General features: G+C 73.8%; 14 protein-coding genes. 10 read left to right on the top strand and 4 right to left on the bottom strand.

Annotated features, from left to right (window positions below; translation table 11 throughout):
* Positions 1–29 precede the first annotated feature (29 nt).
* Entirely contained in the window at positions 30–806 is a 777-nt protein-coding gene (locus ACN9MM_RS04415) for a GNAT family N-acetyltransferase (protein ID WP_426362380.1), read from the top strand.
* 3 nt (positions 807–809) lie between these two features.
* On the opposite strand, the gene ACN9MM_RS04410 is transcribed toward ACN9MM_RS04415, so the two are convergent.
* Complete coding sequence (locus tag ACN9MM_RS04410; protein WP_426362379.1) at positions 810–1151, bottom strand: ArsR/SmtB family transcription factor; 342 nt, start codon at positions 1149–1151, stop codon at positions 810–812.
* A gap of 147 nt (positions 1152–1298) precedes the next feature.
* Between ACN9MM_RS04410 and ACN9MM_RS04405 the strand changes: the two genes are divergently transcribed.
* The gene (locus tag ACN9MM_RS04405) at positions 1299–2303 is read left to right on the top strand and encodes a zinc-dependent alcohol dehydrogenase family protein (protein ID WP_426362378.1); all 1005 of its coding nucleotides are present in this window, start codon (positions 1299–1301) and stop codon (positions 2301–2303) included.
* Between the two features lie 13 nt (positions 2304–2316).
* Here the strand turns inward: ACN9MM_RS04405 and ACN9MM_RS04400 are convergent, their stop codons facing one another.
* Complete coding sequence (locus tag ACN9MM_RS04400) at positions 2317–3132, bottom strand: pentapeptide repeat-containing protein (protein WP_426362377.1); 816 nt, start codon at positions 3130–3132, stop codon at positions 2317–2319.
* Positions 3133–3251: 119 nt separating this feature from the next.
* Between ACN9MM_RS04400 and ACN9MM_RS04395 the strand changes: the two genes are divergently transcribed.
* The gene (locus ACN9MM_RS04395) at positions 3252–4772 is read left to right on the top strand and encodes an alpha/beta fold hydrolase (RefSeq protein WP_426362376.1); all 1521 of its coding nucleotides are present in this window, start codon (positions 3252–3254) and stop codon (positions 4770–4772) included.
* Positions 4773–4992: 220 nt separating this feature from the next.
* Here the strand turns inward: ACN9MM_RS04395 and ACN9MM_RS04390 are convergent, their stop codons facing one another.
* Positions 4993–6615, bottom strand: a complete 1623-nt coding sequence (locus ACN9MM_RS04390; RefSeq protein WP_426362375.1) for an acyl-CoA synthetase — start codon at positions 6613–6615, stop codon at positions 4993–4995.
* A 174-nt stretch (positions 6616–6789) separates the two neighbouring features.
* Here ACN9MM_RS04390 and ACN9MM_RS04385 point away from each other — a divergent pair, with 174 nt between their 5' ends.
* The 7 genes from ACN9MM_RS04385 to ACN9MM_RS04355 all read left to right on the top strand — a co-directional run bounded on the left by ACN9MM_RS04385 (position 6790) and on the right by ACN9MM_RS04355 (position 12516).
* Positions 6790–7590 carry a crotonase/enoyl-CoA hydratase family protein gene (locus ACN9MM_RS04385; RefSeq protein ID WP_426362374.1) on the top strand — a complete coding sequence of 267 codons (801 nt, stop codon included), beginning with the start codon at positions 6790–6792 and terminating at the stop codon, positions 7588–7590.
* Between the two features lie 162 nt (positions 7591–7752).
* Entirely contained in the window at positions 7753–8712 is a 960-nt protein-coding gene (locus tag ACN9MM_RS04380) for a Zn-ribbon domain-containing OB-fold protein (protein WP_426362373.1), read from the top strand.
* Complete coding sequence (locus tag ACN9MM_RS04375) at positions 8709–9767, top strand: thiolase domain-containing protein (RefSeq protein ID WP_383661977.1); 1059 nt, start codon at positions 8709–8711, stop codon at positions 9765–9767. Before ACN9MM_RS04380 ends, ACN9MM_RS04375 begins: the two co-directional genes overlap by 4 nt.
* Positions 9760–10926: a thiolase domain-containing protein gene (locus ACN9MM_RS04370; RefSeq protein ID WP_426362372.1), complete on the top strand. Its 1167-nt coding sequence runs from the start codon at positions 9760–9762 to the stop codon at positions 10924–10926. Before ACN9MM_RS04375 ends, ACN9MM_RS04370 begins: the two co-directional genes overlap by 8 nt.
* Before the next feature lie 31 nt (positions 10927–10957).
* Positions 10958–11377 (top strand): ACT domain-containing protein, encoded by a 420-nt coding sequence (locus ACN9MM_RS04365; protein ID WP_426362371.1) that lies wholly within the window; start codon positions 10958–10960, stop codon positions 11375–11377.
* 256 nt (positions 11378–11633) lie between these two features.
* Positions 11634–12134, top strand: coding sequence for a hypothetical protein (locus ACN9MM_RS04360; protein WP_360811160.1), 501 nt, complete (start codon positions 11634–11636; stop codon positions 12132–12134).
* A 16-nt stretch (positions 12135–12150) separates the two neighbouring features.
* A complete protein-coding gene (locus ACN9MM_RS04355) occupies positions 12151–12516 on the top strand; it encodes an RNA-binding S4 domain-containing protein (RefSeq protein ID WP_329852885.1) in 366 nt (121 codons plus the stop codon).
* Between the two features lie 51 nt (positions 12517–12567).
* On the opposite strand, the gene ACN9MM_RS04350 is transcribed toward ACN9MM_RS04355, so the two are convergent.
* Positions 12568–14766, bottom strand: coding sequence for a terpene synthase family protein (locus ACN9MM_RS04350; protein ID WP_426362370.1), 2199 nt, complete (start codon positions 14764–14766; stop codon positions 12568–12570).
* Positions 14767–14859 lie beyond the last annotated feature (93 nt).

The following is a 14859-nucleotide window of genomic DNA, read 5'->3' as shown; positions in this document are numbered from 1 at the left end:
GAGGCGGCCGCGGTGCTGGAGTGGCCGCCATGGAACCCCAGCACCTGCGTGACCTGTACGACCTCCAGCTGCGCCGCGAGGCCCGACCCGACGGGCCCGGCTGCCGTGTCGAGCGCGTCGGCGCCGTCGTCCGCCAGACCGGCCCCGCGCACGCGTGGAACGGAGTGCTCTGGTCCGGCCTCGACGCGCCCGCCGCCGACGCCGCGATCGCCGCACAGATCGACCACTACCGTGCCGCCGGCGTCTCCTTCGAGTGGAAGCTGTACGCGCACGACATCCCGGCCGACCTCGGTGCCCGGCTCCGGGCGGCGGGCCTCACCCCCGAGGCCCCCGAGACCCTCATGGTCGCCGAGGCCGCCGCCCTGCCCCCGGAGGTGCCGCTGCCCGAGGGCGTCGAACTCCGCGCGGTCACCGACGAGGCCGGGGTCCGCCAGGTCGTCGAGGTCCACGAGCGGGCCTTCGGCACCGACAGCTCCCACATCGGCCGCCAGCTCCTGGACCGGCTCGCCGCCGACCCCGGCACGGTCACCGCCGTCGTCGCCCTCGCCGCCGGGGAGCCCGTCAGCGCCGCCCGCATGGAGCTCTGTCCCGGGACGGACTTCGCGGGCCTGTGGGGCGGCGGCACCGTCGAGGGCTGGCGCGGCCGGGGCCTCTACCGTGCCCTCGTGTCCCACCGCGCCCGCATCGCGGCGGAACGCGGCCACCGCTACGTCCAGGTCGACGCGGCGGACACCAGCCGCCCGATCCTCCAGCGCCTCGGATTCCTGACGCTGACGACCACCACCCCGTACGTGTACGAGGTCTGAGGCCTACGCCCGGTCGTGCGCGTCCACCACGGCCCGGAGGAGGCCCGGGAAGCGCTCCTCGAACTCCTCGCGGCGCAGCGCGTTCATGCGGGAGGTGCCGGCGTAGTGCTGGCGGATCAGTCCGGCCTCGCGCAGGACGTGGAAGTGGTGGGTGGCCGTGGACCTGCTGACCGGAAGCTCGATCGTCCCGCAGGCCAGGTCCTCGCCCGCCGCGTACAGCTCGGCGACGATCCGGCGCCTGACCGGGTCGACCAGGGCCTCGAGGACCTGCTGCAGGCCGATCTCGCCCATCTCGGGGTGGGGCGGGACGCGGTCCCGCCGGCTGGTGCGTGCCGCTGCTGTCATCGTGTCGACCTCCGAGGTGCATCGTACGACAGCCGTCGAAGTTTCACGACGGTCGAAGTTTGACAGCTGTCGAACCTTGCGCTTGGCTGGGGCGCGGCGACGCAGCGGTCCGCGCGTCGCCGTCACCGAGCGGGGAGGGGAAGCCCGATGAGCAAGGCCAGGACGGTGCGGTTCCACGAGTACGGCGGTCCGGAGGTGCTCCGCCTCGAAGACGTCGAGGTCGGCGAGCCCGGCTCCGGCGAGGTCCTCCTCCGGGTGGAGGCCATCGGCCTCAACCGCGCCGAGGCCCTCTTCCGCGCCGGCCACTACATCGAGCAGGTCCGGAGCTTCCCCGCGCGGATCGGCCTGGAGGCCGCCGGTGTCGTCGAGGCCGTCGGGGACGGGGTGCCCGGGTTCGCCGCCGGACAGGCGGTCAGCGTCGTGCCCTCGTTCTCCATGAACGACCACGGCGTCTACGCCGAGCGCGCGATCGTCCCCGCGTCCTCCCTCGTCCCCCGGCCCGAGGGACTCGGCCCCGTCGAGGGCGCCGCCGTGTGGATGCCGTACGTCACGGCGTACGGCGGCCTCGTCGAGGTCGGCGGGATGCGCGCCGGGGACACCGTCGTCCTGACCGGGGCCTCCAGCAGCGTCGGCCTCGCCGCCATCAGGACCGCCCACCGGATCGGCGCCACACCCCTCGCCACCACCCGCACCCGGGCCAAGAGGGACGCCCTGCTCAAGGCGGGCGCGGCCGAGGTGATCGTCACCGAGGAGGAGGACGTCGCCGCACGCGTACGGGACCTCACCGGCGGGCGGGGCGCCGACCTCGCCTTCGACGGCGTCGCGGGACCCGGCGTCACCGACCTCGTCAGGTCCGTCGCCCCCGGCGGCACCGTCCTGATCTACGGGGCCGTGAGCGGGCTGCCCACCCCGTACCCCGGCTTCGACCTCGGGATGCCCGCCGTCTCCCTCCGCACCTACACGATGCCGGAGACCACCAGGGACCCCGAGCGGCTGCGCCGGGCCCGCGCCTTCGTCGAGTCCGGGCTGCGCACCGGGTTCTTCGAGGCGGCCGTCGACCGCACCTTCACGCTCGACGACGTCGTCGACGCGCACCGGGCCATGGAGGCCGGCCACCAGGTCGGCAAGATCGTCGTGACCGTGCCCCACTGAGGCACCGGGGGCGTCAGGACGCCCAGTGCGCCGGGCGGTCGAAGCCCTCCGGAAGGCGGGTCGCCGCGTTCCCCCGCGCCGCGTTCAGCTGCGGCTGCGTCAGGAAGAGGGCACCCGTGAGGTCCGCGCCCGACAGATCGGCGTCGCGCAGGTCGGCGCCGATCAGGTCCGCGAGCGTCAGGTCGGCCCCCGTCAGGTCGGCGGCGATGAGCAGCGCCCCGCGCAGGTCCGTGCCCCGCAGCTTCGCCCCGCGCAGCCGCCTGCCGATCAGGTCCGCCCCGCGCCGGCTCTTCGGCCGCCCGCCGGTCGTGGCGCGGACCAGCTCGCTCGTCCTCAGGAGCAGCGGGTTGACCTCGGCGCGCACCGCGGCCACGTCCAGCTTCTCCAGGGCGTCCGGCGTGCCCCCGGTGAGTTCCTCGACGCGGGCCAGCGCGGCCCGCACCCCCTCGTGCACGGGACGGGCCGTCTCCAGGGCCAGGGCCTCCGTGAGGTAGCGCAGCAGCTCGTGCAGCTGGCGCACCACCGGGAACACCTCGTACATCTGCCGGGCCGTCTCCGGAGCCTCGCGCCAGGACACCCCGCCGAACGTCACCTGGGAGACCTGCTGGCCGGCGCCGAAGCAGTCGTACACCGTGCAGCCCTGGAAACCGCTCGGCCGCAGCCGGGTGTGGATCCCGCACCGGAAGTCCTCCTGGAGGTTCCGGCAGGGGTCGCCCGAGGACTTGTTCACGGCGAAGTCGGCCGACTTGGCGAAGGGCAGTGCCACGCAGCACAGGCCGAAGCAGTTGGCGCAGTCGCCGCGGAGGGCGGAATCCCGGGTGTCGGGCACGGTGGAACGGTTCCTTCGCGGTGCGGGGACGGTCCTCCACCGTATCGCGACGCCGCCGTTCTGCCGCTCACGGCGAAATCCGTTGCCATGATCCACCGGCTCCGGTGAAGATCAGCGGCATGCCGACGTTCACCACGTATGACGGAACCGAACTCGCCTACCGCTTCCAGGGCGAGGGGGAGCCGCTCGTCTGCCTCGCGGGCGGGCCGATGCGCGACGCCGGCTACCTCGGGGACCTCGGCGGACTCGCCGCCCACCGCACCCTCGTCCTGCTCGACGCCCGCGGCACCGGGGCGAGCGCCGTGCCCGCCGACCCCGGCACGTACCGCTGCGACCGGCAGGTCGGCGACGTCGAGGCCCTCCGGGCCCACCTCGGCCTGGAGCGGATCGACCTCCTCGGCCACTCGGCGGGCGGCAACCTCGCCGTCCTGTACGCCGCCGCCCACCCCGAGCGGATCCGCTCCCTCGTCCTCGTCACCTCCGCGGGCCGCGCCGTCGGCGTCGAGACCACCGACGAGGAGTGGGACGAGGCCGCCGAGGTCTTCGCCGACCGCCCCTGGTACCCCGAAGCCAGGGCCGCGATCGACGCGATCGACGCCGACACCCCGCTGCGGCGCGTCCACGAGGTCACCGCCCCCTTCGCGTACGGCCGCTGGGACGCCGCCGCCCGGGCGCACGCGGCGGGCAACGGGCGCGAGACGAACTGGGAGGCCGCCCCCGCCTACCACGGGCCGGGCGCCTATGACCCGGCCGTGACCCGGCGTGCGCTCGGCGCGCTCACCGCGCCGGTCCTGATCCTGGCCGGCGAGCACGACGCCGGCCCGACGCCCGCCAAGGCGGCCGAGGCGGCGACCCACTTCCCGCACGCCGAGGTCGTCGTCCAGCCGGGCGCCGGACACTTCCCCTGGGTCGACGACGCGGAGGCCTTCGTCCGCCCGGTCGCCGCCTTCCTCGACCCGGCAGTCCGCACGGTCACCGTCGACGGCGTACGGCTCTCCCACCGGGTCACCGGACCCGAGGACGCCCGGCCCGTCGTCCTCGTCCACGGCCGCGGCGAGAACAGCGGGACCTGGACGGAGATCGCCGCGGACCTGGCGGCCGACCACCGGGTGTACGCGGTCGACCTGCGCGGCCACGGACTCAGCGACCGCCCCGGCCGCTACGGCTTCGACGACTTCCGCGACGAGCTCGGCGGTCTCCTGAAGGCCCTCGGCCTCACCGGCGCCACCGTCGTCGCCCACTCGATGGGCGCGGGCGCCGCGTACCTCCTCGCCCAGCGCGAGCCGGACCTCGTCGGCCGCCTCGTCCTGGAGGAGGCCCCGGCCTTCGTCCCGCTCGACCCGCCGCGCCCCGCCGCCGAGCGCCCCGAGGGCCGCCTCCCCTTCGACTGGGCGATCGTCCCGGCCACCGACGCCCAGCTGAACGCCCCCGCTCCCGCCTGGCGCGCGGACGCCGGCGCGATCACGGCCCCCACCCTCGTCCTCGCCGGCGGTCCCTCCAGCCACGTCCCCCAGGACGAACTCGCCCGCCTCGCCGACGACATCCCCGGCGCCCGCCTCGTCGCGATCGACGCCGGCCACCTGATCCACGAGACCCGCCCGGCGGAATTCCTCGCCGCGATCCGGGAGTTCGGGCTCTAGGCGGTCGATGCGGCCGTGCGTCGGCCCGGCCGTTCACCGGCGGGGAGCTGCGCGTCTGCGACGCCGACGCCGGCCCGGCCGTTCACCGGCGGGGAGCTGCGCGTCTGCGACGCCGACGCCGGCCCGGCCGTTCACCGGCGGGGAGCTGCGCGTCTGCGACGCCGACGCCGGCCCGGCCGTTCACCCGCGGGGAGCTGCGCGTCTGCGACGCCGACGCCCCTCAGGGCCGGTCCGCTTCCACCGCCACCGCGCGGGCCCAGCGGTAGTCCGCCTTGCCGCTGGGGGAGCGCTGGATGCGGTCGGTGAGGACCAGCTGGCGCGGGACCTTGTAGCCCGCGAGCTGCTGCCGGCAGTGGGTCTGGAGGGACTCCAGGTCCAGCGGCACCGCCCCGTCCCGGAGCTGGACGACGGCGGCGACGTGGTTGCCCCACCTCGCGTCCGGCACACCGGCGACCAGCGCGTCGTACACGTCGGGGTGGGACTTCAGGGCCTGTTCGACCTCCTCGGGGTACACCTTCTCCCCACCCGTGTTGATGCACTGCGAGCCGCGGCCCAGGACGGTGACCACCCCGCTCTCGTCCACGGTCGCCATGTCGCCGAGGAGCACCCACCGCACGCCGTCCCGCTCGAAGAAGGTCTCGGCGGTCTTGGCCGGGTCGTTGTAGTAGCCGAGCGGGACGTGGCCGCGCTGGGCGAGGCGGCCGGTCTCGCCCGGCGCGACGGGCACCCGGGTCGCCGGGTCGACGACCTGCGTGCGCTCGTTGACGTGCAGCCTGAAGCCCTTGGCCGGGCCGGAGTCGTCGGTGGCGCGGCCGTTGGAACCGGACTCGGTGGAGCCGAAGTTGTTCAGCAGCAGCACGTTCGGCATCAGCTCCTGGAGCTGGGCCCGCACGGTCTCGGACATGATCGCCCCGGACGAGGAGAGGCTGAAGAGGGCGGAGAGGTCCGTGCCCCGGAGCGGTCCGCGCAGCGCGTCCACGAGCGGCCGCAGCATCGCGTCCCCGACGAGGGAGATGCTGGACACCTTCTCCTTCTCCAGGGTGCGCAGCACCTCCTCGGGCACGTACTTGCGGTGCAGGACGACCCGCTGCCCGTAGTTGAGGGCGATGAACGCGGTGAGGGTGGAGGTGCCGTGCATGAGCGGCGGCGCGGGGAAGAAGGTGATGCCGGCGCCGCCGGCCGCGACCCGCTCCGCCAGTTCCTCGGGGCGCTTCACGGGCTCGCCCGAGGGGTCGCCGCCGAAGAGCCCCGCAAAGAACAGGTCCTCCTGACGCCACAGGACGCCCTTGGGCATGCCGGTCGTGCCGCCGGTGTAGATGATGAACAGGTCGTCGGGCGAGCGGGTCCCGAAGCCGCGGTCGGGTGAACCGGCCGCCTCGGCCTCCGCGAAGGGCACGCAGTCGAGCGCCGGGGCGTCCCCGGGAGGGGTCCCCACCCTCACGAGGTGCCGCAGCTTCTCCGTCTGCGGCAGCGCCGCCGCGACCCGTCCGGTGAACTCGGCGTCGAAGACGAGCGCGGCCAGGTCGGCGTCCCGGTAGAGGTAGACGAGCTCCTCCTCCACGTACCGGTAGTTCACGTTGACCGGCACGATCCGGGCCTTGAGGCAGGCGAGGACGGTCTGCAGGTACTCGACGCCGTTGTACAGGTGGAGGCCGAGGTGCTCGCCGGGCCGGAGGCCCGCGTCGATCAGGTGGTGCGCGATCCGGTTGGCGGCGGCGTCGAGCCCGGCGTAGGTGAGCCGCCGCTCCGCGCCGGTGCCCGGATGGTCGACGTACACCAGCGCTTCGCGGTCGGGGACCACGTCGACGACCGATTCGAACAGGTCGGCAAGGTTGTACTCCACCGTTCCTCCTGACCCCGGCTCGCGCTGACCGATATGGACGTGGCGGTCATTAGAGCGCCGACCGGTCACCGGGGGAAGGGGGTGCGCAGAAGAATCTGACTGAGTGTCAGAAAACTATTGAACTGGACCCCCGGCTCCTGCAACCTGTTCCAGAACTGGAGACGGGAGACCCCCATGGGCGGCACCGAACACCTCAGCGTCCGGCGCGAAGGCGCCACGCTCGTCCTCACCTTGAACCGGCCCGAGGCCAAGAACGCCCTCTCGCTGCCGATGCTCGTCGGCCTCTACGACGGCTGGCTGGAGGCCGACGCCGACGACGGCGTCCGCTCCGTCGTCCTCACCGGCGCGGGCGGCTCGTTCTGCGCCGGCATGGACCTCAAGGCCCTCGCCGGCAAGGGAATGGAGGGCGAGCAGTACCGGGACCGGCTCAAGGCCGACCCCGACCTGCACTGGAAGGCGATGCTCCGCCACCACCGCCCCCGCAAGCCCGTCATCGCCGCCGTCGAGGGGTACTGCGTCGCCGGCGGCACCGAGATCCTCCAAGGCACCGACATCCGCGTCGCCGCCGCCTCCGCCACCTTCGGCCTCTTCGAGGTCCGGCGGGGTCTCTTCCCGATCGGCGGCTCCACCGTCCGCCTGCCCCGGCAGATCGCCCGCACGCACGCCCTCGAAATGCTCCTCACCGGCCGCCCGTACAGCGCCGAGGAGGCCGCCGCGATCGGCCTCGTCGGCCGCGTGGTCCCCGACGGCACCGCCCTGGACGCCGCCCTCGACATCGCCGAACGCGTCAACGCCTGCGGGCCGCTCGCCGTCGAGGCGGTCAAGGCGTCCGTGTACGAGACGGCCGAACTGACCGAGACGGAGGGGCTCGCCGCCGAACTGAAGCGGGGGTGGCCGATCTTCGACACGGCGGACGCGAAGGAGGGGGCGAGGGCGTTCGCGGAGAAGCGGGCGCCGGTGTATCGGCGGGAGTGACCTCTCCCCGCCCCACCCCTCCCCGCCCGACCCCTCCCCTCCCCGCCCCACCCCACCCCTCCCCGCCCCTTCCCGTGACCGGGGACTCCGCCCCCCGGACCCCGCGCCCCAAACACCGGCGGGGCCGACTTCAGCGCCCGCCCCACCCCAAGGAGCCGTCCCATGACCGCACCCCCGCCGGAGGCCCTCCGCGCCCCCCTCGTCGTCGAGTTCCCCTTCACCCGTTCCCTCGGCCCCGTCCAGTCCGCCTTCCTCACCGGGCTGCGCGAGCGCACCGTCCTCGGGGTGCGCACCGAGGCGGGTGAGGTGCTCGTCCCGCCCGTCGAGTACGATCCCGCGACCGCAGCCGAACTCCGCGAGCTCGTCGAGGTCGCCACCACCGGCACCGTCACCACCTGGGCCTGGAACCCCGAGCCCCGCCGCGGCCAGCCCCTCGCGACCCCCTTCGCCTGGGTCCTCGTGCGGCTCGACGGCGCCGACACCGCCCTCCTCCACGCCCTGGACGCCCCCGGACCCGAAGCCGTCCGCACCGGCATGCGGGTGCGGATCCGCTGGGCCGCCGAACGCTCGGGCGCCATCACGGACATCGCCTGCCTCGAACCGTACGAGAGCGCGCAGGACGAGACCCGACCGGCCCCGCACGACGGCCGGTTCGACGAGCCGGTGACCGGCATCGTCGCCCCGGCCCGCCTCGATTACACGTACAGCCCCGGCCGCGCCCAGACCCGCTATCTGCACGGGCTCGGCGAGCGCCGCACCATCGGCGAGCGCTGCCCCTCCTGCGCCAAGGTGTACGTGCCGCCCCGCGGCGCCTGCCCCACCTGCGGCGTCGCCACCACCGACCGGGTCGAGGTCGGCCCCCGCGGCACCGTCACCACGTTCTGCATCGTCAACATCAAGGCGAAGAACCTCGACATCGAGGTCCCCTACGTCTACGCCCACATCGCCCTGGACGGTGCCGGACTCGCCCTCCACGGACGGATCGGCGGCATCCCCTACGACGAGGTCCGCATGGGCCTGCGCGTCGAACCCGTGTGGAGCGAGGACGGCCGCTTCCCCGACCACTTCCGGCCCACCGGCGAGCCCGACGCCGACTACGACACCTACAAGGAGCTGCTGTGACGCCGGACCGAGAGGTGGCGATCGTCGCGTTCGCCCAGAGCGACCACCGGCGCCGCACCGACGACCTCTCCGAGGTCGAGATGGTGATGCCCGTGCTGCACGAGGTGCAGCGTCAGACCGGCCTGAAGGCCGCGGACATCGGCTTCACCTGCTCCGGCTCCTCCGACTACCTGGCCGGGCGCGCCTTCTCCTTCACCATGGCCCTCGACGGCGTCGGCGCCTGGCCGCCGATCTCCGAGTCCCACGTCGAGACGGACGGCGCCTGGGCGCTGTACGAGGCATGGGTGAAGCTGCTGACCGGAGAGGCCGACACCGCCCTCGTCTACTCCTACGGCAAGTCCTCGCCGGGCTCCGTCCGCGACGTCCTCACCCGCCAGCTCGACCCGTACTACCTCGCCCCGCTCTGGCCCGACTCCGTCGCACTCGCCGCCCTCCAGGCGCAGGCGCTCGTCGACGCCGGGGACACCGACGAACCGGCCCTCGCCGCGATCGCCGCCCGCAGCCGGGAGGACGCGCGGACCAACCCGCACGCCCAGCTGCCCGGCGCCCGCCCCCAGGGCGGATACGCCGTCCAGCCCCTCCGCACGGGTGACTGCCCGCCCATCGGCGACGGGGCCGCCGCCGTGATCCTCGCCGTCGGCGACCGGGCCCGCGAGCTGTGCGAGCGCCCCGCCTGGATCCGGGGCATGGACCACCGGATCGAGGCCCACTCCCTCGGCGTCCGCGACCTCACCGACTCGCCCTCCACCCGCCTCGCCGCCGAACGCGCCGGCGCCTTCGAACGGCCCGTCGACACCGCCGAACTCCACGCCCCCTTCACCTCCCAGGAGGTCGTGCTGCGCAAGGCGCTGGGCCTCGACGAGAGCGTGACGGTCAACCCCTCCGGCGGCGCCCTGGCCGCCAACCCCGTCATGGCCGCGGGCCTCATCCGGCTCGGCGAGGCCGCCGCCCGCATCCACCGCGGGGAGTCCGACCGCGCCCTCGCCCACGCGACCTCGGGACCCTGCCTCCAGCAGAACCTGGTCGCCGTCCTGGAAGGAGACCACCGTGCCTAAGGAGCCCGTGGCCGTCGTCGGCATCGGCCAGACCAAGCACGTCGCCGCCCGCGGGGACGTCTCCATCGCGGGACTCGTCCGCGAGGCCGCCGTCCGCGCCCTGGAGGACGCGGAGCTGACCTGGGCGGACATCGACGCCGTCGTCATCGGCAAGGCCCCCGACTTCTTCGAGGGCGTCATGATGCCGGAGCTGTACCTCGCCGACGCGCTCGGCGCGGTCGGCAAGCCCATGCTCCGGGTGCACACCGCCGGATCGGTCGGCGGCTCCACCGCGCTCGTCGCCGCCAACCTCGTCTCCGCGCGCGTGCACCGGACCGTCCTCACCCTCGCGTTCGAGAAGCAGTCCGAGTCCAACGCCATGTGGGGCCTCTCCCTGCCCGTCCCCTTCCAGCAGCCGCTGCTCGCCGGCGCCGGAGGCTTCTTCGCCCCGCACGTCCGGGCCTACATGCGCCGCACCGGAGCCCCCGACACGATCGGCTCCCTCGTCGCGTACAAGGACCGGCGCAACGCGCTCAGGAACCCGTACGCCCACCTCCACGAGCACGACCTCACCCTGGAGAAGGTCCAGGCGTCCCCGATGCTCTGGGACCCGATCCGGTACTCCGAGACCTGCCCCTCCTCGGACGGCGCCTGCGCCATGATCCTCACCGACCGCGCCGGCGCCGACCGCGCCCCGCGCCCGCCCGCCTGGGTCCACGGCGGGGCGATGCGCAGCGAACCCACCCTCTTCGCGGGCAAGGACTTCGTCTCCCCGCAGGCCGGCCGGGACTGCGCCGCCGACGTCTACCGGCAGGCCGGCGTCACCGACCCCCGGCGGGAGATCGACGCCGTCGAGATGTACGTGCCGTTCTCCTGGTACGAACCCATGTGGCTGGAGAACCTGGGCTTCGCCGAGGAGGGCGAGGGCTGGAAGCTCACCGAGGCCGGGGTGACCGAACTCGACGGAGACCTGCCCGTGAACCCCTCGGGCGGGGTGCTCTCCACCAACCCCATCGGAGCCTCCGGGATGATCCGCTTCGCCGAGGCCGCCCTTCAGGTACGGGGCGACGCCGGCGCCCACCAGGTCGAGGGGGCGCGCCGGGCGCTCGGGCACGCCTACGGGGGCGGCGCCCAGTTCTTCTCCATGTGGCTCGTCGGGGACACCCCGCCCACCGGCTGAGCCAGCGCCGGGGGACGCCTACCCTGGCCCCATGAGCGCGGAACGTGACCTGACCCGGCTCCTCGCCGGGATGCGCCCGGACCTCGACCCCGGCCGCTACGTCTTCACCACGGTGGACGGCCCCGCCCCGGCCGGGGTCGCCCCCGTCGTCACCGTCGCCGAACCCGAGGGCCTCACCCTCGTCGTACGGCAGGAGGAGGCGGACGCCGCCGGGCTCGCGTACGACTACGTGGCGGGCCGGATCACGCTCCGGGTGCACTCCGCGCTCGACGCCGTCGGGCTCACGGCGGCCGTCGCCGGCGAGCTCGCCGCGGCCGGCATGAGCTGCAACGTGGTGGCCGGGTTCCATCACGACCACCTCTTCGTCGAACACGACCGCGCGGGCGAGGCGTTGGCCGTTCTGAGGACGCTCTCGCGGAGGTCGGCCGACGCGGCGGACTCGGCCGACTGAGGGACGCACACGACTCCGCCGGGTGTCCGCGGGCCGCGCACGCTCCGCGACCGGCGAGGCGCTCCGGGTGACCTCCCGAGGCCCCCGGGGAGGCCCGGTCCCGCCCGGCCCGGTGGCGCACCGGCCCGCTCCGGCCCCGGAGGCGCGCGGGCCCCGCCCGCACCCCGCGGGCCGCCGCAGGCCCCGGCGCGAGGGGCCGGCCCGGGGCGGACGCCCGGCGCGTCGCGTCGCGCGCCGGGGCACGTACCATGGCCGTATGTCCTTCCTCCGCCGCCGCAGCGCCGCCACACCCGCGGGCCCGGACTTCGACGTCCTGGCCATGGATCCGGGCGACTGGCCCGGCAATCTCGGCGCCGGTCTGCTGCCCGCACCCGACGGCTCCTGCCAGGGCGTGTTCCTCCGCTACGACCTGTTCGGCGGCCGCGGACCCGCGATGATCATCGGCAACCTCCCGGAGGGCTCCCCGGCGCGCGAGCTCGCCGACGGCCAGATCCCCTTCGAGGTGGCGCAGCTCCTCGCCGCCCTGGAGAACGACGAGCCGGTCGACGTCCTCGACACCGAGGACGTCCCCGTCATGCAGGGCGACAACCTCCTCATCGTGCGCCGCCTCAAGCTCTCCGAGAGTCGCATCTCCTGCGTCCAGTTCGACCGCAGCGACAACGTCCTCGTGACGATCGCCAGTTGGGACCGGCCGATCACCGACGACCTGTACGCGCTGCTCAAGCCGCTGCCCGCCGAGTTGTTCCAGCAGGGCTGACGGGGAGCGGGGGCCGATGAGCGCGCGCGTCGACGCCTGGATCTGGGCGGTCCGCCTGACGAAGACCCGCTCGCAGGCCGCGGCCGCCTGCCGGGCCGGACACGTCAAGGTCAACGGCGAGCGGGTCAAGCCCGCCCAGGCCGTGAAGCCCGGCGACGAGGTCCGCATCTACCACGGCGGCCGGGAGCGGATCGTCGAGGTCAAGGAGCTCCACGTCAAGCGGGTCGGCCCCCCGGTCGCCGCCGAGGCGTACGTGGACAACAGTCCGCCCCCGCCGCCGCGCGAGCACGTGGCCGTCGCCGCCGTGCGCGACCGGGGCGCGGGACGCCCCACCAAGCGCGAGCGCCGCGAGCTCGACGACCTGCGCGGCCGGCGCTCCTGACCAGGTGACCCGAAGGCCTCCGGGACCCGTCCCGGAGGCCTTCGGCGTTCCTCAGCGCGGACCCGTGCCGAGCAGCTCGGAGAGCCGCGCCGCCGAGGTGCCGAGCCCCCGCGGGCCCTGCCGCAGCAGAGCGCTGCCGCTGCCCGCACGCACGTCCTCGGAGCCGTAACGCCGCACCTTCCGGTGCCAGTTGAGGACGCCCGCGAGCCAGTCCTCAAGGCCGCGCAGATACGCCTCGAAGGCCTCCCGGCCCGCCGGGGTGAGCTCGAACTCCTCGTACAGCAAGGGGATCTCACGCTGCTTCAGCGTCTCGTACTGGCGCAGCCGGCCCCGCATCAGGTCGTCGACCATCGACACGGCGGTCGGGTAGTCGCAGTCGAAGAACTTCTGGAGCACGAGGACGCCGTTGTGCACCTCGCCCTCGACCTCGATCTCCTTCTGGTACGAGAACAGGTCGTTGACCAGCGCGCCGTAGTCCATCACCGCGTTCTCCAGGGTGCGCACCGTCCCCGACGCCAGGACGGCGGGCGGCAGCGTCGTCTCCTGCCGCATCCGGCAGAGGAGCGTGGTCAGCTCGGAGCCGAAGGTGCTGCGGCGCATCTCGATGTAGTCGACCGGGTCGGGCACCCGGTGCTGCACCACGTTGTGCATCTCCCACATCCAGCTGTCGAGCATCAGGTCGAGCGAGTCCCGCAGCCGCGCCCGCGCCGCGCGCGTCATCGTCGCGACGGTCCGCGCCCAGACGTCGGCGAGCGCCCTCTCCAGCGGGTTCGACGCGAACGCCGCGCCGGTCTCCGGCTCGTCGAGCGGCATGCACGCCTTGAGCCGGTCGGTCTGCTCCTTCGCCGCGGCCAGCGCGCCCGCCCGCCCGAAGACGGCCGGGTAGTAGTCGTCCGCGTAGGTTCCCCAGGTCAGCCAGTCGGCGCTGAGCGACAGTTCCTCCAGGGACGCGTCCGGGTCGAGCCCCGCCGCGCACAGCGCCAGGTCGAAGCCCTCCGCCATCGGCCGGTCCCACAGGTCGTCGAGGATGCCCATCTCCTCCGCCCAGTCCACGGTGTGCCGTCGCGCCGCCTCGTGGTGGGGGTTGATCGTGAGCGGGTACGGCAGGTTGAACTCGGGCAGCAGCGAAGGACCGACGGGCTGGTGCGGGACGTGCGTGAAGGCCCGGTGCCGCGCCGCCGCCGGCCGGCCGAAGAGGGTGCGGATGTCGAGCGCGGAGGTCCCGATGATCCCGTCCAGGTGCGAGGGCCCGCCGACCATGCCCTCGTTCATGTAGCGGCTGGAGCGCATGTGCCACTCGTGCCCCCCGGACTGCCAGTCCTGGAGCCCCTTCGCGTACGCCGCGACGGCCGCGCACTCCGCCGGGCTCAGGCCCTTCTCGGCGGCGAGCAGCGGCACTTCGGTGAGTGCCGTGTTCTCGAACTGCTGGACCCGCGAGGTCAGCAGGTCGTTGACGGCGTTCGCCGCCTCCTGCGTCGTGCAGCCGAGGAACCGCTCCAGGACCAGGACGCCGTTGCTGTTCTCACCCTCCTCCTCCACCTCGCGCTGGTACGAGAAGAGGTCGTTGCGCAGGTGCACCGCGTCCGAGAAGGAGTCCCTGAGCACCCGCAGGGGCCGGGAGTACGCCACGACGTCCGGGACCTCGGCCCCCGCCGCGAACTCGACGAGCCCGGCGGACCACGGCGCGCCGCCCACCTTGCGGCGCATCTCGATGTACTCCAGGGGGTTGGCGACCCGCCCGTCGTTGATGTTGTCGAGCTCCCACAGGGACTCGTTGAGCAGGTGCTCCGTCGCCTCCGCGAACCGCACCCGCCAGCCCTCGGACATCGCGGGGACGGTCCGCCGCCAGAGGTCCGCGAGACCCGCCTCGACGGGGTTGACCGGCTCGGGCATGCCCGTCGCCGGGTCCGCCGGCATGAACAGCGGCAGCCGGTCCAGGTAGGCCTTGCTGCCCGCCCGGTCCTGGGTGCGTTTGAAGACCTCCAGGAAGTGGTCGTCGAAGAAGAAGACCCAGGTGTACCAGTCGGTGACGAGGTTCAGCACGTCCTCGTCGCAGTCCGGGTGCGTGTACGAGCAGAGCAGGGCGTAGTCGTGGGAATCGAGGTCGTGCTCCTCCCAGACCCCCGAGCCCTCAAGCATCCCCATCGCCCGCGCCCAGTCACGCGTGTGCGTGCGGGCGGCCTCCACATGGGGATTGAGCCGTGCCGGATACGGAACATAGAAATCCGGCATAACGAAGGGCTGAGGCATTTCCTGGAGGGCCTTCCGGTGAGCTGGGGCTCTGACCGGCCCAGCCTTACCCGTCGCCCGGACGGCGCACGCGATCTCCCGAATAGTCGTATG

This window comes from Streptomyces sp. E-08, assembly GCF_049913095.1.
In the GTDB taxonomy this organism is placed as follows: domain Bacteria; phylum Actinomycetota; class Actinomycetes; order Streptomycetales; family Streptomycetaceae; genus Streptomyces.
This window is presented reverse-complemented; position numbering and strand designations above follow the sequence as displayed.

What these genes read in the sequence shown, in the direction of transcription:
- ACN9MM_RS04415 (WP_426362380.1), top strand. Translation starts at nt 30, where the DNA reads ATGGAACCCCAGCACCTGCGTGACCTGTACGACCTCCAGCTGCGCCGC.
- ACN9MM_RS04410 (WP_426362379.1), bottom strand. Translation starts at nt 1,151, where the DNA reads ATGACAGCAGCGGCACGCACCAGCCGGCGGGACCGCGTCCCGCCCCAC.
- ACN9MM_RS04405 (WP_426362378.1), top strand. Translation starts at nt 1,299, where the DNA reads ATGAGCAAGGCCAGGACGGTGCGGTTCCACGAGTACGGCGGTCCGGAG.
- ACN9MM_RS04395 (WP_426362376.1), top strand. Translation starts at nt 3,252, where the DNA reads ATGCCGACGTTCACCACGTATGACGGAACCGAACTCGCCTACCGCTTC.
- ACN9MM_RS04385 (WP_426362374.1), top strand. Translation starts at nt 6,790, where the DNA reads ATGGGCGGCACCGAACACCTCAGCGTCCGGCGCGAAGGCGCCACGCTC.
- ACN9MM_RS04380 (WP_426362373.1), top strand. Translation starts at nt 7,753, where the DNA reads ATGACCGCACCCCCGCCGGAGGCCCTCCGCGCCCCCCTCGTCGTCGAG.
- ACN9MM_RS04365 (WP_426362371.1), top strand. Translation starts at nt 10,958, where the DNA reads ATGAGCGCGGAACGTGACCTGACCCGGCTCCTCGCCGGGATGCGCCCG.
- ACN9MM_RS04360 (WP_360811160.1), top strand. Translation starts at nt 11,634, where the DNA reads ATGTCCTTCCTCCGCCGCCGCAGCGCCGCCACACCCGCGGGCCCGGAC.
- ACN9MM_RS04355 (WP_329852885.1), top strand. Translation starts at nt 12,151, where the DNA reads ATGAGCGCGCGCGTCGACGCCTGGATCTGGGCGGTCCGCCTGACGAAG.
- ACN9MM_RS04350 (WP_426362370.1), bottom strand. Translation starts at nt 14,766, where the DNA reads ATGCCTCAGCCCTTCGTTATGCCGGATTTCTATGTTCCGTATCCGGCA.